Origin of the sequence: Corallococcus praedator (genome assembly GCF_003612125.1) — a bacterium.
GTDB classification, from domain to species: domain Bacteria; phylum Myxococcota; class Myxococcia; order Myxococcales; family Myxococcaceae; genus Corallococcus; species Corallococcus praedator.
In genome coordinates, this window is record NZ_RAWI01000143.1 from 1 (window position 1) to 20,690 (window position 20,690).

Sequence of the window (20,690 nt, forward strand, 5' to 3'; positions counted from 1 at the left end):
CGGGTCCACGGGGCGGGGCTCCGGGTGCTTCAGGCTGAAAGACAGGGAAGGGAAAAGGCCACCTGGGCGCCAGCGCCGGGCGCCGAGTCCACCACGATGGAACCACCGAGCTTCATCGCCCGCTCACGCATGTTGAGCAGGCCGTAGTGTCCGCGCGGCGTGCGGCCCGGGTCGAAGCCCTTGCCGTTGTCGCGCACCACCAGGTGCACGCCCTCGGCGCTGAAGTCCAGGCGCACCTGGACCTCCTTGGCCTCGGCGTGCTTCGCCGCGTTGGACAGGCACTCCTGGAGGATGCGGAACAGGGCCAGCTGCGCGTCCGGAGGCAGCTTGCGCGTCAGGCCCGTGCGCTCGAAGCGGATCTCCTGGCCGGTGCGGTCGCGGAACGTCTTGACGTAGTCCTCCAGGCCCTGCGCCAGCTCGAAGTCGTCGCGCATCATCCGCAGGTTGCGGCGCAGCTCCTCGATGGACTCCTCCGCGGTGGCCTTCATCTCGCGGATCTCCGAGCGCAGCCCGTCGTCCTCGCGCGCCATCGCCATGTTCAGGATGTACTCGGCCTGGATGATCATGGAGGACAGGGAAGCGCCCAGGCCGTCGTGGATCTCCCGCGCCAGCCGGTTGCGCTCCTCCACCACGGCCAGCTCCTTCAAGTCGCCCTGCAGGGAGACCACCTCGCGGTGCGCGGTGGCCTCGCGCTCGTTCAGGTACACGAGCACGTAGACGATGATGAAGTTGAGGCCCAGGTACCAGAGCAGCGTGAGCAGCTCCACCGCCGTCACGGACCGGTCCAACAGCAGATCCAGCCGCGTGGTGACGGGCAGCGCCAAGAGCGGCGGGAGGATCGCCAGCGGCTTGGGGAAGAGGATGGCGAAGAGCGTGGTGAACAGCAGCTGCGTCGCCAGCAGCGGGCTCTGGAGGCCGCCGCCCACCTGGGGCCGGGCGATGAGCACCACGGTGATGAGCAGGTCGAAGCAGAGCGTGAGGTACGTCACCCACCGGCCCGCCTTCGGGTGGTCGATGACGAGCAGGTTCGCGACGCTGTAGAGCAGCATCGCGAAGTAGCCCACGAAGGAGATGGGGCCGCTGAAGCCGAAGTAGCCGCTCCACGCGGGCACCGCGAGGATGAGCAGGCCCAGGGTGAGGAACATCATCCGCGCGTAGAAGAGGGCGCGGGCCCTGGCGACGAAGCGGTCCTGCTCCCAGGAGGCGGCCGCCTGCTCCGCGGACACGTTGTCCGTGAGGTTGCGGCGCTCCAGGACGGCGCGGACGCGGGCCCGCAGGTCGTGGGCCGGGTGCTGCTCGCCGTCTCTCAGCTCGCTGTCCATGCGCCCGGCAGCTTACGGGACGTTCCCCAGGGAGCGGAATTCCCGGAGCCAAACGATTGGCTCCCTGCCGGGCGAGGGACTTGAGCGGGCGCTACTTTCCGGCGCCCGCGTCCACGCACGCCGCCTTCGCTTCCGGCTGCTGCTTGAAGACGAACTCCAGGCGGTCGCGGCTCTCCCCGGTGCGCTCGTCGAACAGGGGCGTGCCGCCCGCGTACATGGTGCCCGCCTTGCTGCCGTAGCGGTCCAGCTTGTGGGACTTGAGCCAGCTGTCCACGCAGGACTCCAGGGCCAGCCGGTCGCTGGCGCCCGAGTCGAAGCTGGAGGCGGAGGTGGCGCCGGAGTCGGGCGTCCCGGCCTCGGCGGTGGGCTGGGCGCCGTTCTCGGGGGAGCCCGACTTGAGCTCCTCTCGGACGGTGCCCGTCTGGGTGGCGGCGTCCGGGCTCTCGCCGGTGTTCTTGTGGCAGCCGACAGCCAGGGACAGGAGGGTGGAAAACACGAGCGCGCCGGTCAGGTTTTTCATATGTCCTGGCAAGTGAGGGCCGCTTGCGATGGCGGCGGTGGCGACAACGGGTGTGAAGGCTTCGGGAACGTCCCGGAGACAGGACGTGGAGTCGCCGCACCATATTCGTTCGATCCTCGCGGAGCACCAGTCCCATGCACGGCCATCCCGATACCGACCACCACGCTCGCATTCCCCACGCCACCCGCATCGAGCGCTCCCGCGTGCTGGTGGTGGGGGCGGGCGGCCTGGGCTGTCCGGCGTCGCTGGCGCTCGCGCAGGGCGGCGTGGGCCACCTGACCCTGGTGGATCCGGACCGGGTGGACGTGACGAACCTGCACCGCCAGCTGTGGCACCGCACCGGGGACGTGGGCCGCTTCAAGGCCGAATCCGCCGCCGCCGGCCTGCTGCGCGCCTTTCCCGCCTTGAGCGTGGAGGCCCTGCCCGAACGGCTGGACGCGAACAACGCGGAGGCGCTCTTCCGCGCGCACGACCTGGTGGTGGACGCCACGGACGGGGTGGCCACCAAGTTCTTCCTGTCGGACGTGGCGGTGCTCACCGGCGTGCCGCTGGTGTACGGCGGCGTGCTGCGCATGCAGGGGCAGGCCCTGCGCATCGATCCAGGCGGGCCGTGCCTGCGCTGTCTCTACGAGGACATGCCCCCGGCGGACGCGGTGCCCACGTGCGCGCAGGCGGGCGTGCTGGGCTCGATGGCGGGGCTCATCGGCGCGGTGCAGGCGCTGCTCGCGCTGGAGCTGCTGGCGGGCGCGGCGGGCCGGACGCGCGGCGAGGCCACGCTGCACGTGCTCGACGGCGCGACGCTGGAGGGGCGCACGGTGAAGGTGACGCGCGCGCCGGACTGCCCGGGGTGCGGCATCCAGTCGCTGCCCCCATTCCCTTCGTCCCAGGAGGACACCTCATGCCCGACGTGACGGCGACGTTGGACATCACCCGCGAGGTGTGTCCGATGACCTACGTGCGCACCAAGCTGAAGCTGGAATCGCTGCCGGGAGGCGCGCTGCTGGAGGTGTTCCTCAAGGGCGAGGAGCCCCTGAAGAACGTGCCCCGCAGCGCTATCGACGAAGGCCACGAGGTGGTGTTGCTGGAGCCGCGCGGCGATGGCACCCACCGGCTGTTGGTGCGAAAGCACGGAAAGTGATCATGGCGACGATTCGGATTCCCACACCCATGCGCACCCTGACGCGCAACCAGGCCGAGGTGCAGGCCACCGGCGCCACCGTGGGCGAGGTGCTGCGCGACCTGGACGCGCGCTACCCCGGCATGAGCGCCCGGCTCTTCGACGAGCGCGGGGCGGTGCGCCGGTACGTGAACATCTTCCTCAACGACGAGGACGTGCGCGCGCTCCAGTCGCTGGACACGCCGGTGAAGGACGCGGACCGGATCACCCTCATCCCGGCCATGGCGGGAGGCTGAGCGGACATGGCGCTGCGTGAGGATCAGATCCTGCGCTACTCCCGGCAGATCCTCCTGCGGGAGGTGGGCGGGCGCGGCCAGGAGGCCCTGCTGTCGGGCGGCGCGCGGGTGGACGGCCTGGGCGCGTCCGGCCTCACCGCGACGGCGTACCTCGCGGGAGGCGGCACGCCGGTGACGGGCGTGGGCGGGCTGACGATGGGGCCCTGGTCGCCGGGGTTCCTCGCCACGGCGCACGACGTGGGCCGGCCGGTGGCGGAGATGCTGGCGCAGGTGGTTCCGGAGGTGAACCCGGACGCGGCGGGCACGCCCGGGGGCGGCCTGCTCGCGGAGCTGCCCGCGGCGTGGAGCGGCGAGGCCCCTTGGGTCGCCCTGGGTGGGGATGGCGCGCGCGGCGCGGTGGTGTTCCGGGGCGCGGACGGGTGCGTCTGGTGCTTTGGCGAAACGGTGCGCCACCTGGGGACGCCGCCGGACGGGGCCCTGGGCGTGGCCCTGGGGGCCCTGGGCGCGCTGGTGTTCCAGCGGTTGCGGCTGGGCATGGGTCCATCGCTGGGCGGCCGGTGGTTGAGCGCCCCGGGCGCGGTGGCGGACCTGGAACCGCACCAGTGCTCGCGCTGCAAGGCCGCGAAGCCCTGATCCACCATGCGAGGCCCCGCCTTCCCGCCGGAAGTCCTCGCCCGGATGCTCCACCACCTGGAGGCCGCGTGGCCCTTCGAGGGCTGCGGCGTGATCCTGAAAGGGGAGGGGGAGGACGGCCCCTGGCGCGTCGTGCCGCTGCCCAACGCGTCTCCCACCCCGCGCATCGCCTACGCCTTCGCCCCGGACGCGTGGCTCCAGGTCTGTCTGGAGGCGGAAGCCCGGCGGGAGATCCTGGTCAGCGTCTTCCACTCCCACATCGAAACCGCCGCCACCTTCTCCGCCGAGGACCGCCGTCAGGCCGCTCCAGGAGGCATCCTACTTCTGCCGGGTGTGTCGTATGAGGTGATCTCCATCCACGGCGGCAGGGCGGCCTCTGCCTCATCCTCTCAGTGGATGGATGGCGACTTTCAGGGAGTTCCGCTCCCACTGCCGGATTTCAGGTTTGAAAAACCCTTGTAAGGGCGGGCACTTGATCGCTTGGAACCCCCACCTGCGGAAAGGTGGGTCCGAATTGTCAAGTCAGTGGGTTTTCGTCTATAAAGCGGCGGTCGATTGGATCTGCCGCGTCCCATGCCGCGTGCAAGAAGCGCTCCGGACGCAGGGAGTTTGAACCCTTATGGCCACCAACACTGGCTTTACCCTCTGGCTGACCGGCATGTCCGGGACCGGAAAGAGCACCACGGCTGCCTACATCGCGGCCCGCCTCCGGCAGGTCGGGCGCAACGTGGAGGTCCTCGACGAGGGCGATCTCCAGAACGACCTGTGGGCGGGCATCGGCGATTCCAAGGATGAGCGCAACACGGTGGTCCGCCGTCTGGGCTTCGTGGCCAACCTGCTGAGCCGCAATGGCGTGGCGGCGCTGGTTCCCTGCGTGAGCCCCTACAAGTCGAGCCGCGAGGAGGTGCGCCGCGCGGTGGGCAAGTACGTGGAGGTCTACGTCGACTGCCCCACGGAGAAGCTCATCGAGCGCGACACCACCGGCCGCTACAAGAAGGCGCTCAACGGCGAAATCCCGAACTTCATCGGCATCACGGAGCCGTACGAGCCGCCCAACTCGCCGGAAGTCACCATCTACTCCGACACGGAGTCGGTGGAGGACGGCGCGGCGAAGATCTTCCAGGCGCTCCTGGACCTCGGCCTGATGTCCACGGACGAGCTGAAGACGATCACCGGCAAGAAGATGAAGGCCAACCCGCTGCCCAAGAAGGCCCGCCGCGACGAGGACGAAGAGGATCCTCCGGTTCGCATGGTGGGTGCCAAGGGCGCCAAGACGGCGAAGGTGGCGGCCCCCAAGGCGGACAAGGGTTCCAAGGGCGCCAAGGCGCGTCCGGCCACCCGCGCCGCCCGCGTGGGCAAGCCGGCCCCGGCCGCGAAGAAGGCCGCCAAGCGCAAGGCCAAGTAATCGTCGAATCCGTCGTTCTTTCGTGAAGGGCTCCGGGGTGCGTGCGCGATGCGCGTGCAATCCGGGGCCCTTCCGTTTTAGGAGTTGCCCCATGCTGAGCCCCGAGCAGATCCAGGCCCTGTGTGACGCGTCCCGCCCCAAGCTGGAGGCGATGCGTGAATCCCTGCGCGCGCATGGCAGCGCCCTGGTGGCCTTCTCCGGCGGCGTGGACTCCACCTTCGTCCTCAAGGTCGCGGTGGAGGTGCTGGGCGAGCGCGCCCTGGCCCTCACCGCGCTGTCCGCCTCCGTCGCCCCGGAGGAGGAGCAGGAGGCGCGCGAGCTGGCGGGACGGCTGGGCGCCCGGCACGTCGTCGTCTCCAGCAACGAGCTGGCGAACCCCAACTACGCCGCCAACCCCACCAACCGCTGCTACTTCTGCAAGACGGAGCTGTACGACCTCTGTGAGGCGAAGCGCGCGGAGCTGGGCCTGTCGGTGGTGCTGGACGGCTTCAACGCGGACGACTTCAAGGATCACCGCCCCGGCCACAAGGCTGCCAAGGAGCACAAGGTCGTGTCGCCCCTGGCCCAGGCCGGGCTGACCAAGGATGAAATTCGCGCCTGGAGCCGCGCGCTGGGCCTGCCCACCTGGGACAAGCCGCAGATGGCGTGCCTGGCGTCGCGCATCCCCTACGGCACGTCGGTGACGCGCGACCGGCTCCTGCAGATCGCCGCCGCGGAGTCGGAGCTGCGCACCCTGGGCTTCCGGCAGTTCCGCGTGCGCTACCACCAGGACGTGGCGCGCATCGAACTGGACGCCGCGGAATATCCGCGCTTCTTCGAGGCCGCCGTGCGCGAGCGGATCAACGGCGCCTTCAAGTCGCTGGGCTTCAAGTTCGTGGCGTTGGATCTGGAGCCCTTCCGCTCCGGCCGGCTCAACGAGGCCGCCGGCATCACCCCCCAGCCGGCGGGGCAGGGTAGGGCCGAGGGCTTCCCGCTCCCGGTGGTGGGGTGAAGGCCCTCCGCCTTCCGTCCTTCCTGATCCGCGTTCCCGGCCTCTTGCTGATCCTGGGGGCCGCGCCCGCCGTCGCCGCCGAATACGTGGACGACGGCCCGTACGCGCACCGCCGCTCGCTGATCCTCATGGCGGGGCCCGGCGCTACGTACACGGAGCGGATCAGCGGCCGCGCCACCGCGTCCGGCCTCGCCGCGCAGCTCGATCTCGGCGTGGGCCTCACCGTCGGCTACGACCAGGACGAGGTGTTCCTCCTCGTGCGGGGCAGCAGCGGCGGTGGCCCGGGCGAGGAACTGGCGCTGATCGGCGGCTACCGCAGCGTCTTCGGATCCGAGTCCTGGCAGACCTTTTTTGATCTCGGCGCGTCCGTGCGTCCGATTTCTGGGCCGTGGCTGGGGCCTCGCATAGGGTTCGGCGCCAGACACACCCTCTCGGATCATTTCGCGCTGTACGGCGGGCTCGGATTCACCTTCGGGTTCGGCTCCGGACTGCGCGCGGACACCGAGGTCTTCACCGGGCTTCAGTGGATCATCCCGGTGGGCTCGGCTTCGTGAGAAATTCTTGCGGATGTCCGACTCTGTGAGATGGTGTGCGCATCTGTAGGAGGTCGCGCACTTGGACATGAATCCCCGCCTCACCTCGGTCGTGTTTCGTCTCAACCGCGAGAAGCTCGATGCCCTGAAGGAGCTGTCGCGCGCCACGCGCATCCGTCAGAGCGAGTACCTGCGGGAGGCCATCTCGGACCTGCTGGCGAAGTACGAAGCGCGCTTCGTGGACTGAAAAGCGCTGCGCTTCAGCCCGGCGTCCCTCTACGTGAAGGGAGGCGAGTCGGGCAGACCGGGCGGATGGAGGCGCTCGCCGGGCCCGAAAGGGTCCACCGCGGAAGGATAGCGGACCTCCCACAGCACCAGCCCATGCGCCGGGGCCTTGAAGCCGGCCAGGGACGTGCCCGCATCCAACGCCGCGTGCCATTGCTCCTCGGACAGGAGCCCTGCGGCCACCTTCAGCGCGCTGCCCACCAGGTACCGCACCTGGTAGCGCGCGAAGCCATCTCCCTCCAGGCATGCCTCGTACAGCCCACCGCCCCGCTCGCGCAGGGTGGCGGAGGCCAGGGTGCGCGCCTTCTGGGGGCTGGAGCGCTCGTGGAACGCGGTGAAGTCCCGCGCGCCCACGGCGCGCTCAAGCAGGGCCTCCAGCCGCTCCGGCGTCACCGCGCGCCCGCCCTGGAGTGTCCCGTCCGCCGCCACGTCCAGCGCATGCGGCCGCCACGCCTCCGACGGTGGCGCGCCCAGCGTCAGCCGGTACCGGTACACCTTCCCGCTCGCGCTCCACTGCGCATGGAAGGACCCCGGCGGCCGCTTCGCCACGCACAGGCCCACGTCCGGGGACAGGAAGGGCGCGAGCCTCCGGGGCAGCTCCTCCGGGGGCACGTCCTCGTCCAGGCGCAGGCTGATGACCTGCATCCGGGCGTGGACCCCCCGGTCCGTGCGACCCGACGGCATCACCGTCGCGGGCGAACCGGCCCTGGCAAGGGCGTCCTCCAGGGCATCCTGGACGGTCGGACCCTCCACCTGGCGCTGGAAGCCGCGGAAGTTTCCACCGCGGTACCAAGTCCACAGTACGGCGGGAATTCGTCGGGGAGGAGTCTTGGCCATGGCGTTGCGATGGCGCGGGCAGACACACGATACTCCCGCGCGAATGCTGGCCGGACAACAAGAACTCGCGGTGGACAGTGATGTGCAGTGGCTTTTCCGCCAGGGCGACCTGGTGCTGGGGCCCATCATCGCGTCCCAGGTGGTTGAAAAGCTCTATGCGGGGGAACTGACCCCGGACAGCCCGGTGGCGCCCGCGGGCGAGCGGGACTTCCGCTCGCTGCGGGACACCGCCGCCTTCCAGGTGCACATCGCGCGCTTCGAGGCCCAGGGCCGCGTCGCCGCGACGATGCTCGTCGAGCAGGCGAAGAATCAGCGCCGCGTGAAGGTGCTGGGCGGGGTCGCCGCGGGCGTGGCGCTGCTCTTGGGCGTCGCGGGCTGGTACATCGCGCGCAACGCGGCGGTGTACGGCTGGTTCGGCGCGGAGGAGGAGGGCGACGGCATCACCATGGATCCGCCCACCATCCGGCTGGCCCAGTCGCGCGCCGGGGACGAGGACCTGTTCGCCTATCCCTCCAACGACCCGCGCCGTCCGGACCGCGCCCCCGGCACGGGCACTGGCACCAGCACCGGGACGTCAGCGAAGCCGGCGGGCACCGCCGTGGCCAGCGCCACCAGCCGTCCGCCCCGCACGGGCAGTGTCTCCACGGATCCCGACGGCCTGGAGATGGCCCAGCAGTTCGACCAGAGCGCCATCAACCGCGTCGTGTCCGGCAACCGGGCCACGCTCTTCCGCTGCTTCAAGGAGGAGGCCGAGCGCACGCCGGGCCTGGCCGCGAAGATTCCAATGGAGTTCGTCATCGGCAACGACGGCCGCGTGGCGAAGCTGTGGGTGGACAACCCCCAGTTCAAGCAGGGCCCGCTCTACGACTGCCTCTTCACGGAGCTGAAGAAGTGGCCCTTCAAGTCCTACGACGGAGAGCGCGCGACCGTGGGGCTGTCGTTCAACATCGGCAAGCGCGGGTAGGGTGACTTTCTTGCCCACCCCCCGGACGTGCCCGATAGAAAGGGCATGTCCGCCGCATCCGTCGCCGAAGTCGAGATCTCGAAGAAGGCCCTGAGCGTCCCCCCGGGGACGTTCCGCCACACCGTCCTGGTGGCCGCCAAGAAGTTCAAGTCCACCTGGGCGGAGCTGGGCAAGCTGCTCGTCCAGGTCCGGGACGAGGCCAAGTACGAGGAGTGGGGCCACGCCACCTTCGAGGCCTATTGCCTCAAGGAGCTGCACATCAAGAAGCAGACGGCGCTGAAGCTCACGCGCTCGTTCAGCTTCCTGGCCAAGCACGAAGCCCCCGAAGAACTCCAGCAGCAGGAATTCCCCGAGAAGGCCCCGGCCTTCGAGGTGGTGGAAGTCCTGGCCGACGCCGAGGAGCGGGGGCAACTGTCACCCACCGAGTACAAGTCGCTGCGCGACAGCATCTGGAGCCCGGAGAAGTCGCCCACGGAACTCAAGAAGGAGTTCACCGAGCGCTTCCCCCGTCCGCCGCCCGAGCCGCCCCCGGAGAGCCTCCAGGTGCGGAAACTGGCGCAGCTGGCGCGAAAGCTCGCCTCCGAGCTGGCGGGGAGCCGTCGGGTGCCGAACGCTGTCGCCGAGCGGGCGGCCGCCCTGGCGGATGATGTCGAAGAGCTCGCGTCGAGCGTGACGGACGCCTGAGTCGCTGTTATCCAACACCGACCTGACCGGGGCTGAACGCTCCGCGAAGCGGCCCCCTCCGCTGGGCTTCCTGCCTGGAGGGGAGGGCCCTATAGTGGGTCAAGGGCCTGTAGCAGGTGGGCCTGGAGCCGTCTGAGACGTGGGCGGTTTCGAGCGTGGTGGAGTGCGGTGGTCGGCGGAGAAGGCTCCGGGTGCACCGGGGCCTGGCGAACTCGGAGGCGGCAGTGAAGAAGGAGCACCACGTCAACCTGTCCTGCTCGTTCTGCGGCAAGTCGCAGCGCGAGGTCCGGAAGCTCATCGCCGGACCCACGGTCTACATCTGCGACGAGTGCATCAAGCTGTGTAACGACATCATCGCGGACGAGAACGAACGCGAGGAGGGCAAGCCCCAGGTCAGCCTGCCCACGCCCTTGGAGATCAAGGCGTTCCTCGACGACTACGTCATCGGTCAGGACCAGGCGAAGAAGGTCCTCTCGGTCGCGGTCTACAACCACTACAAGCGCATCTACCAGAAGAAGCCCGCCGCCCGGCCGCGCCCTGGCGTGAAGAGCCCCACCGGCGAGGACGTGGAGCTGCAGAAGAGCAACATCCTGCTCATCGGCCCCACGGGTTCCGGCAAGACGCTGCTCGCCCAGTCCCTGGCGCGCTTCCTCAACGTCCCGTTCACCATCGCGGATGCCACCAGCCTCACCGAGGCCGGCTACGTGGGCGAGGACGTGGAGAACATCATCCAGAACCTGCTCCACAACGCCGACTACGACGTGGAGAAGGCGGCGCGCGGCATCGTCTACATCGACGAAATCGACAAGATCGCGCGCAAGGGTGACATGCCCAGCGCCACCCGCGACGTGGGCGGCGAGGGCGTGCAGCAGGCGCTGCTGAAGATCATCGAAGGCACCCGCGCCAACGTCACCCCGCGCGGCGGCAAGAAGTACAACCAGCAGGAGTATGTCCAGGTCGACACGACCAACATCCTCTTCATCTGCGGCGGTGCCTTCCACGGCATCGACGGCGTCATCAAACGCCGCGTGGGTGAGAAGGGCCTGGGCTTCGGCGCGAAGATCACCCACAAGGAAGAGCGCAGCGTGGGTGAGCTCCTGGCGATGACGGAGCCGGAAGACCTGATGAAGTTCGGGATGATCCCGGAGTTCATCGGCCGTCTGCCGATGATCGCGACGCTCAACGACCTGAAGGAGGATGACCTCGTCACCATCCTCACGATCCCGAAGAACGCCCTGGTGAAGCAGTACCAGAAGATGTTCGAGATCGAGAAGGTGAAGCTGTCCTTCACCAAGGAAGCGCTGCGCGCCATCGCCCGCGAGGCGATGCGCCGTCACTCCGGAGCGCGCGGCCTGCGCGCCATCATGGAGGACGCGATGCTGGAGATCATGTACGACGTGCCGTTCCGCGAGGGCGTCAAGGAGTGCAAGATCACCGAGCAGGTGATCACCAAGCACGAGCCTCCGCAGATCGTCATGGAGAAGGAAAAGAAGACCGCCTGAGGTTTCCCCCAAGCGGTCGGTGTTCCCACCCGGCGCCCTTTGCCTTCACTGGCAGGGGCGCCGTGGTGTTTCTGGCGCCCGGGAAGCCCCGGGCGCGGGCCCTGCCGGCGTCAGTTCTGGGTGACGCGCACGGTGGTCTTCATCTCGCGGCCGGAGACGGGGTCCTTCGCCTTCATGGTGAGGATGCCCTCCACGTTCACGTCGAAGATGATCTCCACGTTCACCGTGCCGGCCTTGGACGGCGGGATGCCGGAGAAGGTGAACTCGCCCAGCATGTCGTTGCGCGCCACCACGTCGTGGTCGCCCTGGTAGATGCGCATGGCCAGCTCCGTCTGGTTGTCCACGCTGGTGGTGGCCAGGAGCTGCTTGGCGTTGGGGATGGACGCGTTGCGCGGGAACACGACGTGGAAGCCGCCGTCGCCGCGCTCCAGGCCAATGGCCATGGGGATCACGTCCAACAGCTGGATGCGCAGGTTGGTGTCGTCCTGGAGCGAGTGCGCGTAGAGCGCGGCGCCAATGGCCACGGCCTCGTCCGGGTGGACGCCCTTGCTGGGCGGCTTGCCGAAGAACTTGGTGAGCCGGTCCTGCACGATGGGCATGCGCGTCTGGCCACCCACGAGCATCACCTCGTCGATGTCCTTGGTGGACAGGCCGGAGTCCACCAGCACGCGCGCGACCATCTGGAGGCTGCGGTCCACGAGCTGGTTCGTCAGCTGCTCCAGCATCTTGCGCGTGAACTTCATCTCGATGTTCAGGGGCTGGCCCTGCGCCGTCATCGTGATGAAGGGGATGTTGAAGGGGACTTCCTCGCGCGCGGACAGGTCGATCTTGGTGCGCTCGGCCAGGTCCTTGATGCGCTGCATGGCCACCGGATCCGTGGCCAGGTCGATGCCCGTCTTGGCCGCGAAGTCCTTGAGGACGTGGTGGATGATGGCGTTGTCGAAGTCGATGCCGCCCAGGAACACGTCGCCGCCGGTGGACTTCACCTCGAAGACGCGGTCGCGGATCTCGATGATGGAGACGTCGAAGGTGCCGCCGCCCAGGTCGTAGATGACGACCTTCTCCGCCAGCCCCTTGCCCACGCCGTAGGCGAGCGCCGCCGCGGTGGGCTCGTTGATGATGCGCACCACCTCCAGGTCGATGAGCTTGCCGGCGTCCTTCACCGACTGGCGCTGCCGGTCGTTGAAGTAGGCGGGCACCGTCACCACCGCCCGCTTGATCGGCATCTTCAGGTAGTTGGAGGCGACCTCGCGGATCTTCCCCAGAATCTTGGCGCTGATCTCCTGGAGGGTGAACTCCTTCTTGCCCACGTCCAGGGTGACTTCGTTCTTCGCGCCGGGGCGCATGTTGTACGCCACGACCTTCTTCATCGTGTCGACGACATCACTGCCGTAGGCGCGGCCCACCAGGCGCTTGGCACCGTAGACGGTGTTGCGCGGGTTGAGCTGCCACTGGCGCTTCGCCTCGAAGCCGATGAGCTCGTTGCCCTTGTCGTCAATGGCGAAGATGGAGGGGATGGTGTACTCGCCGCCCTTGTAGGGGATGAGCTTGACGTTCCCGCTGTCCTCGACGATCGCCGCGCACGAGTTCGTCGTGCCGAGGTCGATGCCGATGATGGGCTCCTTGTGCATCGCGTGTGGGCTCCGGGTGGGGCTTTTCCGTGGTTCCGAGGAGAAGCACCCCGGACCGTATCTCACCCGTCCCGGGTGCGCGAATCGCTTACCATCCGCCGTTCGTCCGACGCCTGGCGCCCCATGTGCGCGCCCGCCCCCAGGGCTTCCGGACTTCCGTCTCTGGACCCGACGGGGCCCGGCCGGCCGCTCGCCCCCGAACACACCGGCCCCGGGGGAGGGGGGGCTCGCTTTACATCCCGGGGGACGGGAACGAAGGTCATCCCCCGGGGTTCACATGCGACGGCCGGGCGCCGTGGCTACATCCGAGGGATTCACCCACGCACCAGAGGGGAGCCGCCGTGGAAGCGAAGGGCTATCTGCAGGAGGTAGGCGCTCAGGTCAGCGCTGACTTCGTCAAGAACCGGTCCATCCTCTCGTTCGAGGAGTACCTGACGCTCTTCTTCGCGGACCCGCGAGGCCAGGCGCGCAACGCGGCGCAGTACCTGCGGGATGTGATGGACCACTACGGCACGGAGCAGGTGCCGCACCCCACCGGCACCATCCGGCGCTTCAAGGTCTTCGACGCCCCCTCCACGGACCGGGACGGCCGCGTCGCCGGGCAGGAGGAGATCCAGAACGCGCTCTACCGCCTGCTGGGCAACTTCGTGCGCGCCGGCCGCATCAACAAGCTCATCATGCTGCACGGCCCCAACGGCAGCGCGAAGTCCAGCCTGGTCAACGCGCTGAAGCAGGGGATGGAGGACTATTCCCGCCAGCCCCAGGGCGCGCTGTACCGCATCGCCTGGGTCTTCCCGTCGGAGAAGCTCATCAAGGGCTCCATCGGCTTCGGGGAGCGCCCGGGGACGGGCTCCGGCGAGGGCGAACTGACCACGTTCGCCCACCTGGACGCGGAGTCGTTGGACCTGCGGATGCCCTGTGAGCTGCGCGACCACCCGCTGTTCGCGGTGCCCCCGTCGGAGCGCAAGAACCTGCTGGAGGGCGCGCTCAAGAAGAAGGGCCTGGGCGACGGGAAGACGGAAGACTTCATCCTCTCCGACTACCTGCGCGACGGTGAGCTGTGCGCCAAGTGCCGGCGCATCTACACCGCGCTGCTCAATTCCTACGGCGGCGACTACCTCAAGGTCCTGCGGCACGTGCAGGTGGAGCGCTTCTACGTGTCGCGCCGCTACCAGGTGGGCACGGTGACGGTGGAGCCGCAGATGAGCGTGGACGCCGCCGCGCAGCAGATCTCCGCGGACCGCACCCAGCTGAACCTGCCCGCCGCGCTGCACAGCACCGTGCTCTTCGAACCGCACGGCCCGCTGGTGCACGCCAACCGGGGCCTCATCGAATACGCGGACCTGCTCAAGCGCCCGCTGGAGGCCTTCAAGTACCTGCTGGGCTTCAGCGAGACGAGCGAGGTGCCCCTGGAGCCCTTCGTGCTCCAGTTGGACGAGGTGCTCATCGCCTCCTCCAACGAGAAGCACCTGTCCGCCTTCAAGGAGCTGCCGGACTTCGCGTCGTTCAAGGGCCGCATCGAGCTGGTGCGCGTGCCGTACCTGCGCCGCTACAAGGTCGAGCAGGAGATCTACGACGCGCAGATCACCGCCACCAGCGTGGGCAAGCACGTCGCACCGCACGCGACGGAGGTGGCCGCGATGTGGGCGGTGCTCACGCGCCTGAAGAAGCCCATCCCGGACCGCTATCCGCCCAACGTGAAGCCGCTGGTGGATCAGGTGGCGCCGGTGGAGAAGCTGCACCTGTACGAGGAGGGTGGGGCGCCCGGGCGCTTGAGCTCGACGAACACCAAGGAGCTGCTCAAGCTGCGCGAGGAGATGTACGAGGAGTCGGAGTCCTATCCGAACTACGAGGGCCGCTCCGGCGCCAGCGCGCGTGAAATCAAGACCGCGCTCTTCAACGCCGCGCAGAACCCCGACTACAAGTGCCTGCACGCGCTGGCGGTGCTGGAGGAGCTGCAGGCGCTCTGCAAGGACAAGAGCGTCTACGAGTTCCTCCTCCAGGAGGTGATGGACGGCTACCACGACCACGAGGCCTTCGTGCGCGTGGTGGAGACGGAGTACCTGGACCGGGTGGACTCGGAGGTGCGCGACTCCATGGGGCTGGTGTCGGAAGGCCAGTACCGCGAGCTGGTGGAGCGCTACATCCAGAGCGTCAGCCACTGGGTGCGCGGGGAGAAGATGCGCAACCGCGTGACGGGCGAGTCGGAGAAGCCGGACGAGGCGCGCATGGCGGAGGTGGAGGCCATCGTGATGCCGCAGGGTGAGGCGCCCGCGGACTTCCGCCGGGGGCTCATCGCCTCCATCGGCGCGCACCGGCTGGACAACCCGGAGGGCGTGATGGACTACCCGCGCATCTTCCCGGACATGTTCAAGCGCCTGCGCGACCACTACTTCGAGGAGCGCAAGCGCGTGCTGCGCAAGAACAAGGAGAACGTCCTCAAGTACCTCTCCGAGGACCGCAACCAGCTCTCCGCACGTGAGCAGTCGCAGGTGCAGGGCACGCTGAAGACGATGGCGGAGCGCTACGGCTACTGCGAGTTCTGCGCGAAGGACGCCATCCTGTTCCTCATGCGCCAGCGCTACGCATGAGGTGAGGCGACAGGCACGGGCAGGCACTCGGAGAAAGAGGATGCCTGCCCGCCTGCTTTTCAATCCGGGCCCGGGCTCGGGATGATGGGGACCGCTACCGACTCGCGCGTGTCGTCGTCTCCCGTCCCGCCTCTTCCTGCCTGGAGCGTTGATGAACCGGTTGCTGTTGGGCACCCCCGTCCTGTTGGCCCTCGTGTCGTGCGCCAGTGCTCCCTCCCCGGGCGCGGCGCAACCCCCGGTCGCGATGCACACGCAGGCCCCGCTCGTGGTGGAGCGCGTGCGCTCGATGCCCGCGCCCGTGGCCCAGCCGACGCGCAAGGCGATGGTGCGGCGCATCCTCCCGCTCAACGTGCGGCTGGTGACGACCGAAGCCGGCAAGGTGCGCCGCTCGGCGTCCGGGGTCGTCATCGGCACGGAGGTGGGTGACGCGGGGCCCGTCAGCTATGTGCTCACCAACGCGCACGCGGTGGAGCAGGGCGACCTGGTGGAGCCGGTGCTCAAGGTCGTGTTGGATCGGCGCGCGGAGTCGCACGAGTACGCGGCGGAAGTCGTCGCCACGGGTCAGGTGCCGGACGTGGATCTGGCGCTGCTGCGCGTGAAGGGCGTGACGTGGGCCGTGGCGGACCTGGCCACGGACGACGAATTGGAGCCGGGCGAGGACGTGGTGGTCGCCGCGTCCCCCTACGGCCGCGCGCTGTCCATCTCCGGCGGCATGGTGTCCCAGGTGGAGTGGGATCAGGAGACGAAGCACCCGCGCATGCTGAAGACGGACGCGCCCATCGGGTACGGGGCCTCCGGCGGCGGCATCTTCAGCCTGGAGACGGGCAAGCTGCTGGCCATCGTGGAGGGCTACCGCACCGCGAAGGTGGACTTCGAGGTGGCCGCCCAGAACTTCAGCTTCGATGTCCCCATGCCCGGGGAGACCTTCGCCGCGCCCAGCGCCAAGGTGCGCGGCTTCCTCCAGGCGAAGGGCTTCGGCCGCCTGCTGGAGCGCGGCACGGACGCGGACGGTGCGGGTCCGCAGAAGACCGCGAGTCGCTGATTGGACGTGGCGGGTCCCGCGCTGGATTCGTGAACTGGACAGGGCGTCCCCCGGCGGTAGAGCACGGAGGGCACGTCATCTGGAGGTTCGCGCATGTCCGCTCGGGGCAATTGGGATCAGTACTTCATGGACATCGCCCAGCAGGTGGCCACCCGCGCCACCTGTGATCGCAAGCACGTGGGCGCGGTGCTGGTGCGCGACAAGACCATCCTGTCCACCGGCTACAACGGCGCCATCCGCGGGCTGCCCCACTGCGACGACGTGGGCCACATGATGGAGAACGGCCACTGCGTGGCCACCGTGCACGCGGAGGCCAACGCCATCATCCAGGCCGCGAAGAATGGTGTCTCCATCGACGGGGCGACCATCTACACGACCGCCAGCCCCTGCTGGCCGTGCTTCAAGCTGATCGCCAACAGCGGCTGCACGCGCATCGTCTTCGGTGAGTTCTACCGGGACCCGCGCATCTTCGAATACGCCGCGCGCCTTGGCCTCCAGCTGATCGGCGTGGGCCCCGCCGCCCAGCCTCCCGCTCCCACCGGCACCTGAGAGCGGCGCGTTGTCCGGCGTTGGACAGACCCTGGACACACCCTGAAGCGAGGGCAGGGTCTCCGTTGGCTGAAGGACACTTGGATGCGGTCGTAAGTGTGCGTCGCCACACGGGAATTTCAGAACTCCGGCAAGAATTACCGACCCAGGGTTGCCAATCCCCAGGGTGCTCCCTAAATCCTGGCTCCGGTAGGGCGGCGGCGGGGGCGGGGTGACGGAAATTCCGAGGAGTTCCAGGTGGTTAGCTCATCCGCGATGGCCAGCAGTGTGTCCCCTGTCCAGGAAGTGTCGGATCCCGTGGTGGGCGCTGCCCGCTACGACGCCGTGCCGGCGCTGATGGACAGCCTCCTGCACGACGTCCGCAATCCGCTCAATGCGCTGGCCATCCACCTGGAGGTCCTCTCCGAGAAGCTCAAGGGTGAGTCCGGCCAGGTGCCGGCCACGCAGGAGAAGAACCTCAAGGCCATGCGCGAGCAGATCCAGCGCGTGGACGGCCTGCTGAAGCTGTTCTCGGACTTCATCGTGTTTCGCGGCGCGGGCCCCTCCGGGGACGCCTCGCTGTCGGACGCGACGGGCAAGGCGCTGGACGTGCTGGGCCACGAGAGCCGCCGACGCCGCGTGCAGGTGAAGCGCGACATCGAACCGGACGTGCAGGCGCGGCTGGAGGACACCACCGAGCTGGGCTTCTTCCTGGTGCAGGTGCTGATGCGCGCCTTCAACCGCGCGGACTCCGGCAGCACCGTGGTGGTCTCCGTGCGCGCGGAGGATGCGTTCGCGGTGCTGGAGGTGGAGGACGGCTCCACGGGGCCCGAGCAGGCGTCCGACACCGTGGCCGCCCTGACGCTCCGCGCGGCCCAGCTGGGCATCGAATTCGGTATCCAGGCGGGCTCCTGCCGCCTCGTCTTCCCGCGCGCCTGATCCCCCTTTCGGGCGCTGACGGACTTCTTTTCTATTTTCATCACGCTTCATCGCAGTGGAGGTTTTCACCTTGGGCAGCGCACGAATCCTGGCCGTGGATGACGAACGTGAGACCTGCGAGGCCCTGGCGGAGATGCTGTCCGCGTGGGGCCACAAGGTCGAGACCGCGTTCGACGGGCATGACGCCCTCCGCAAGGCCGGTGAGTTCCGGCCCGACGTCGTCCTGTCGGATCTGGCCATGCCGGAGACGGACGGCCTGTGGCTCCTGCGCAACCTGCGCGAGGAGCTGCCGGATTGTCCGGTGGTGTTCCTCACCGGCCGAGGCACCATCGACACCGCGGTGGAGGCCATCCGCGAGGGCGCGTACGACTTCATCGTGAAGCCGCTGGACACCGCGCGGCTCAAGGTCTGCATCGACCGCGCGCTGGAGAAGAAGGAGACCATGCGCGAGGTGCAGACGCTCAGGCGTCGCCTCAAGCAACTGGGCTCCACGGACCTCATCGCCAGCTCCACCGGCATGCGCAAGGTCATCGAGATGATGGAGAAGGTGGCCCCGTCCAAGGCCAGCGTCTCCATCAGCGGTGAGTCCGGCACGGGCAAGGAGGTGGTGGCCCGCACGGTGCACAACCTGTCCCTGCGCCGCGACAAGCCCTTCATCGCGATCAACTGCGCGTCCATCCCCGCGACCCTCATCGAATCCGAGCTCTTCGGTCACGAGCGCGGCGCCTTCACCGGCGCGGATCAGCGCCGTCCGGGCGTCTTCGAGATGGCCCACGGCGGCACGCTCTTCCTGGACGAATTGGGGGAAATCCCCATCGACCTGCAGGCGAAGCTGCTGCGCGTGCTGGAGGAGGGCCGCCTGCGCCGGCTGGGTGGCAAGGTGGAGATCGAAGTGGACGTGCGCGTGCTGTCCGCCACGAACCGCGACCTGAAGCAGGAGATCAAGAACCAGCGCTTCCGCGAGGATCTCTACTTCCGCCTCAACGTGTTCCAACTGCACCTGCCGCCCCTGCGCGAGCGCCGGGAGGACGTGCCCATCCTGGTGCAGCACTTCGTGGACAAGTTCCGCGGGGACTCCGCCAAGCGCGTCTCCGGCGTGCACCCGGAGGCCATGGAGGTGCTCAAGAACTACGACTGGCCGGGCAACATCCGCGAGCTGCGCAACGCCGTGGAGCGCGCCGTCATCCTCTGCGACGGGGAGCTGATCACCCGCGAGCACCTGCCGCCCGACATGGCCGGCAAGGGCCCGGAGCGCCACACGTTCAAGCTGCCGTTCGGCCTGAGCCTGGACGCGGTGGAGCGCGAGTACATCCTGGGCAGCCTGCAGCGCAACGGGAACAACAAGGCACGCACGGCCGAGGTGCTGGGGGTGAGCGAGAAGACGCTCTACAACAAGCTCAACCGCTACGCGGCGGAGAACCGGGCCCAGGGCACGCCGGGCGGCGGAAACCTGGGCGGCCAGGGCAACGACGGGCCCCTGGGCGCCAACAGCAGCTACCTGACCCGCTGACCCCACGGGTAGGCGGAACTCCCGGGATTTCGGGCCCTTGAAACCGCACCGGAAGATGCGCGGGCAGGGCCTTCCCGGGCGGCCAGGAGGGCAGGGGGAGGTCTCGAAAACCCCTGTCAATTCTTGACTTTTCACCCCTGGACGGGGGATCCTCCGGGCCTCTCCCACCCGTTGGTGAGGGCCCGGCCGGGAAGGTTCTTACCGGGCCACTTCCGCCCCCCTGGGCGCGGTCGTCCGACGTGAGTCATCTGGGGTGCCGCCGGGGGGGCACAGGAAGGCTACACGCAATGAGCGACGCGCGAGTTCTTCACTTCTTCGGCGGCAAGGGCGGGGTGGGCAAGACCACGCTCGCGGCAGCGTACGCGGTGAGGCTCTCCGAAGACGCTCCCAAGCACAAGGTGCTGGTGGTTTCGCTGGATCCGGTCCAGTCGCTGTCGGACCTGCTGAAGAAGAAGCTGCCGACGAAGCCCACCAAGCTGCAGGCGGGCAAGGGCGAAGGCGGGCTGTGGGGCGTGGAGCTGAACCCCGCCGCGCTGCTCAAGCCGTTCCTCGCGGAGTACCTCCCGGCGCTGGCGAAGGCGGCGGTGAAGGGCACGCACCTGTCGGACGAGGAGATGGGCAAGCTCTACCAGCAGGCGGTTCCGGGGCTGGAAGAGCTGGTGGCCCTCTTCCACGTGGTGGATCTGCTGGACGCGGGCGAGTTCGACCGGATCATCGTGGACACGGCGCCGACCAGCCACACGCTGCGCCTGTTCGACATGCCGGCCCAGCTGCGCAAGTTCCTGGGCTTCGTGCGCGCGGGTCAAGACCGCGCGCCGGCCTCCGGGGGCAAGGGCAAGAAGTCCGAAGCGGCCCTGGCCTCCACGGGTGGGTTCCTGGATCAGGTGGGCCAGAAGGCGGAGAAGCTGCTCGCGCTGCTGAAGGATCCGGCGCGCACCGCGTTCCACCTCGTGACGCTGGCGGAGCCGGTGCCGGAGGCGCAGACGCGCTCGTACTTCACCCAGCTGCGTGAGCGCGGTCTGCCGGTGACGGAGGTCATCGTCAACCAGGTGGAGGATCACGAGGGCTGTTCGTCATGTCAGGGCCGCCGCGGCCTGCAGGCGCCCCACGTGCGCAAGTACCAGGCGCTGGACAAGACCGTGCCGGTGAACCTGCTGGGCCGCCGTGAAGTGGCGCCCCGGGGCCTGGACGGGCTGAAGGAGTTCGCCGCCGTGTGGTCGGCCGGCAAGGAGACCAAGGCGCTGGAGTTCAGCGCGGCGGAAGGTCCCCCGGCGCTGGTGCGCGCGCCCTCCATGCCGCCCATCGCGGCGCCCCCGCTGCCGCCCACGCGGCTCATCTTCTTCGTGGGGCAGGGCGGGGT

General features: G+C 68.7%; 22 protein-coding genes. 18 read left to right on the forward strand and 4 right to left on the reverse strand.

Translation table 11 applies throughout. The features are described from left to right. Positions 1–29 precede the first annotated feature (29 nt). Both D7Y13_RS19470 and D7Y13_RS19475 read right to left on the reverse strand, forming a co-directional pair. Complete coding sequence (locus D7Y13_RS19470; RefSeq protein WP_120533040.1) at positions 30–1,322, reverse strand: sensor histidine kinase; 1,293 nt, start codon at positions 1,320–1,322, stop codon at positions 30–32. A 91-nt stretch (positions 1,323–1,413) separates the two neighbouring features. Next, complete coding sequence (locus tag D7Y13_RS19475; RefSeq protein WP_120533039.1) at positions 1,414–1,842, reverse strand: hypothetical protein; 429 nt, start codon at positions 1,840–1,842, stop codon at positions 1,414–1,416. 134 nt (positions 1,843–1,976) lie between these two features. Here D7Y13_RS19475 and D7Y13_RS19480 point away from each other — a divergent pair, with 134 nt between their 5' ends. From D7Y13_RS19480 to D7Y13_RS19520, 9 genes are all read left to right on the forward strand, one after another. After that, positions 1,977–2,753 carry a HesA/MoeB/ThiF family protein gene (locus D7Y13_RS19480; protein ID WP_120583603.1) on the forward strand — a complete coding sequence of 259 codons (777 nt, stop codon included), beginning with the start codon at positions 1,977–1,979 and terminating at the stop codon, positions 2,751–2,753. Beyond that, complete coding sequence (locus D7Y13_RS19485; RefSeq protein ID WP_120533037.1) at positions 2,741–2,980, forward strand: sulfurtransferase TusA family protein; 240 nt, start codon at positions 2,741–2,743, stop codon at positions 2,978–2,980. The genes D7Y13_RS19480 and D7Y13_RS19485 overlap by 13 nt, the downstream gene beginning before the upstream one ends. A 2-nt stretch (positions 2,981–2,982) precedes the next feature. Continuing rightward, complete coding sequence (locus D7Y13_RS19490; protein ID WP_120583604.1) at positions 2,983–3,255, forward strand: ubiquitin-like small modifier protein 1; 273 nt, start codon at positions 2,983–2,985, stop codon at positions 3,253–3,255. A gap of 6 nt (positions 3,256–3,261) precedes the next feature. After that, complete coding sequence (locus D7Y13_RS19495; protein ID WP_120533035.1) at positions 3,262–3,888, forward strand: HesA/MoeB/ThiF family protein; 627 nt, start codon at positions 3,262–3,264, stop codon at positions 3,886–3,888. A 6-nt stretch (positions 3,889–3,894) separates the two neighbouring features. Beyond that, complete coding sequence (locus tag D7Y13_RS19500) at positions 3,895–4,350, forward strand: M67 family metallopeptidase (RefSeq protein ID WP_120583605.1); 456 nt, start codon at positions 3,895–3,897, stop codon at positions 4,348–4,350. A gap of 157 nt (positions 4,351–4,507) precedes the next feature. Then, the gene (cysC, locus tag D7Y13_RS19505; RefSeq protein ID WP_120533033.1) at positions 4,508–5,293 is read left to right on the forward strand and encodes an adenylyl-sulfate kinase; all 786 of its coding nucleotides are present in this window, start codon (positions 4,508–4,510) and stop codon (positions 5,291–5,293) included. A gap of 91 nt (positions 5,294–5,384) precedes the next feature. Continuing rightward, positions 5,385–6,284, forward strand: coding sequence for an ATP-dependent sacrificial sulfur transferase LarE (gene larE / locus D7Y13_RS19510; protein ID WP_120533032.1), 900 nt, complete (start codon positions 5,385–5,387; stop codon positions 6,282–6,284). After that, a complete protein-coding gene (locus D7Y13_RS19515) occupies positions 6,281–6,838 on the forward strand; it encodes a hypothetical protein (RefSeq protein ID WP_233595534.1) in 558 nt (185 codons plus the stop codon). Before larE ends, D7Y13_RS19515 begins: the two co-directional genes overlap by 4 nt. 61 nt (positions 6,839–6,899) lie before the next feature. Next, positions 6,900–7,064 carry a ribbon-helix-helix domain-containing protein gene (locus D7Y13_RS19520; protein WP_120533031.1) on the forward strand — a complete coding sequence of 55 codons (165 nt, stop codon included), beginning with the start codon at positions 6,900–6,902 and terminating at the stop codon, positions 7,062–7,064. Positions 7,065–7,093: 29 nt separating this feature from the next. On the opposite strand, the gene D7Y13_RS19525 is transcribed toward D7Y13_RS19520, so the two are convergent. After that, positions 7,094–7,939 (reverse strand): tRNA pseudouridine synthase A, encoded by an 846-nt coding sequence (locus D7Y13_RS19525; protein WP_120583606.1) that lies wholly within the window; start codon positions 7,937–7,939, stop codon positions 7,094–7,096. On the opposite strand from D7Y13_RS19525, the gene D7Y13_RS19530 reads away from it, so the two are divergent. The 3 genes from D7Y13_RS19530 (at position 7,938) to clpX (ending at position 11,089) form a co-directional block, all read left to right on the forward strand. Beyond that, positions 7,938–8,903, forward strand: a complete 966-nt coding sequence (locus D7Y13_RS19530; RefSeq protein WP_233595535.1) for an AgmX/PglI C-terminal domain-containing protein — start codon at positions 7,938–7,940, stop codon at positions 8,901–8,903. The two genes, D7Y13_RS19525 and D7Y13_RS19530, sit on opposite strands and share 2 nt — an antisense overlap. Positions 8,904–8,948: 45 nt before the next feature. Next, the gene (locus D7Y13_RS19535) at positions 8,949–9,587 is read left to right on the forward strand and encodes a hypothetical protein (protein ID WP_120544330.1); all 639 of its coding nucleotides are present in this window, start codon (positions 8,949–8,951) and stop codon (positions 9,585–9,587) included. A 224-nt stretch (positions 9,588–9,811) separates the two neighbouring features. Continuing rightward, positions 9,812–11,089, forward strand: coding sequence for an ATP-dependent Clp protease ATP-binding subunit ClpX (gene clpX / locus D7Y13_RS19540; RefSeq protein WP_120533042.1), 1,278 nt, complete (start codon positions 9,812–9,814; stop codon positions 11,087–11,089). Positions 11,090–11,199: 110 nt separating this feature from the next. On the opposite strand, the gene D7Y13_RS19545 is transcribed toward clpX, so the two are convergent. After that, the gene (locus D7Y13_RS19545) at positions 11,200–12,720 is read right to left on the reverse strand and encodes an Hsp70 family protein (protein ID WP_120533027.1); all 1,521 of its coding nucleotides are present in this window, start codon (positions 12,718–12,720) and stop codon (positions 11,200–11,202) included. 341 nt (positions 12,721–13,061) lie between these two features. On the opposite strand from D7Y13_RS19545, the gene D7Y13_RS19550 reads away from it, so the two are divergent. The 6 genes from D7Y13_RS19550 to D7Y13_RS19575 form a co-directional block, all read left to right on the forward strand. Then, positions 13,062–15,311 (forward strand): PrkA family serine protein kinase, encoded by a 2,250-nt coding sequence (locus tag D7Y13_RS19550; RefSeq protein WP_120533026.1) that lies wholly within the window; start codon positions 13,062–13,064, stop codon positions 15,309–15,311. Positions 15,312–15,462: 151 nt separating this feature from the next. Beyond that, positions 15,463–16,353 carry a S1 family peptidase gene (locus D7Y13_RS19555; RefSeq protein WP_120533025.1) on the forward strand — a complete coding sequence of 297 codons (891 nt, stop codon included), beginning with the start codon at positions 15,463–15,465 and terminating at the stop codon, positions 16,351–16,353. A 93-nt stretch (positions 16,354–16,446) separates the two neighbouring features. Further along, a complete protein-coding gene (locus tag D7Y13_RS19560) occupies positions 16,447–16,902 on the forward strand; it encodes a deoxycytidylate deaminase (RefSeq protein ID WP_120533024.1) in 456 nt (151 codons plus the stop codon). Positions 16,903–17,157: 255 nt separating this feature from the next. Continuing rightward, a complete protein-coding gene (locus D7Y13_RS19565) occupies positions 17,158–17,820 on the forward strand; it encodes a histidine kinase dimerization/phospho-acceptor domain-containing protein (protein ID WP_199732765.1) in 663 nt (220 codons plus the stop codon). Positions 17,821–17,890: 70 nt separating this feature from the next. After that, positions 17,891–19,330, forward strand: coding sequence for an enhancer binding protein Nla6 (gene nla6 / locus D7Y13_RS19570; protein ID WP_120533022.1), 1,440 nt, complete (start codon positions 17,891–17,893; stop codon positions 19,328–19,330). A 287-nt stretch (positions 19,331–19,617) separates the two neighbouring features. Continuing rightward, positions 19,618–20,690, forward strand: a 1,073-nt coding sequence (locus D7Y13_RS19575; RefSeq protein ID WP_147452466.1) for an ArsA family ATPase, incomplete at its 3' end; no start/stop codon positions are given.

Coding starts and splice junctions, on each gene's coding strand:
- D7Y13_RS19545 (WP_120533027.1), bottom strand. CDS start 12,720: ATGCACAAGGAGCCCATCATCGGCATCGACCTCGGCACGACGAACTCG.
- D7Y13_RS19490 (WP_120583604.1), top strand. CDS start 2,983: ATGGCGACGATTCGGATTCCCACACCCATGCGCACCCTGACGCGCAAC.
- D7Y13_RS19560 (WP_120533024.1), top strand. CDS start 16,447: ATGTCCGCTCGGGGCAATTGGGATCAGTACTTCATGGACATCGCCCAG.
- D7Y13_RS19565 (WP_199732765.1), top strand. CDS start 17,158: ATGGCCAGCAGTGTGTCCCCTGTCCAGGAAGTGTCGGATCCCGTGGTG.
- D7Y13_RS19530 (WP_233595535.1), top strand. CDS start 7,938: ATGGCGTTGCGATGGCGCGGGCAGACACACGATACTCCCGCGCGAATG.
- D7Y13_RS19470 (WP_120533040.1), bottom strand. CDS start 1,322: ATGGACAGCGAGCTGAGAGACGGCGAGCAGCACCCGGCCCACGACCTG.
- D7Y13_RS19555 (WP_120533025.1), top strand. CDS start 15,463: ATGAACCGGTTGCTGTTGGGCACCCCCGTCCTGTTGGCCCTCGTGTCG.
- D7Y13_RS19500 (WP_120583605.1), top strand. CDS start 3,895: ATGCGAGGCCCCGCCTTCCCGCCGGAAGTCCTCGCCCGGATGCTCCAC.
- D7Y13_RS19485 (WP_120533037.1), top strand. CDS start 2,741: ATGCCCGACGTGACGGCGACGTTGGACATCACCCGCGAGGTGTGTCCG.
- D7Y13_RS19525 (WP_120583606.1), bottom strand. CDS start 7,939: ATGGCCAAGACTCCTCCCCGACGAATTCCCGCCGTACTGTGGACTTGG.
- D7Y13_RS19495 (WP_120533035.1), top strand. CDS start 3,262: ATGGCGCTGCGTGAGGATCAGATCCTGCGCTACTCCCGGCAGATCCTC.
- cysC (WP_120533033.1), top strand. CDS start 4,508: ATGGCCACCAACACTGGCTTTACCCTCTGGCTGACCGGCATGTCCGGG.
- larE (WP_120533032.1), top strand. CDS start 5,385: ATGCTGAGCCCCGAGCAGATCCAGGCCCTGTGTGACGCGTCCCGCCCC.
- D7Y13_RS19480 (WP_120583603.1), top strand. CDS start 1,977: ATGCACGGCCATCCCGATACCGACCACCACGCTCGCATTCCCCACGCC.
- D7Y13_RS19475 (WP_120533039.1), bottom strand. CDS start 1,842: ATGAAAAACCTGACCGGCGCGCTCGTGTTTTCCACCCTCCTGTCCCTG.
- D7Y13_RS19535 (WP_120544330.1), top strand. CDS start 8,949: ATGTCCGCCGCATCCGTCGCCGAAGTCGAGATCTCGAAGAAGGCCCTG.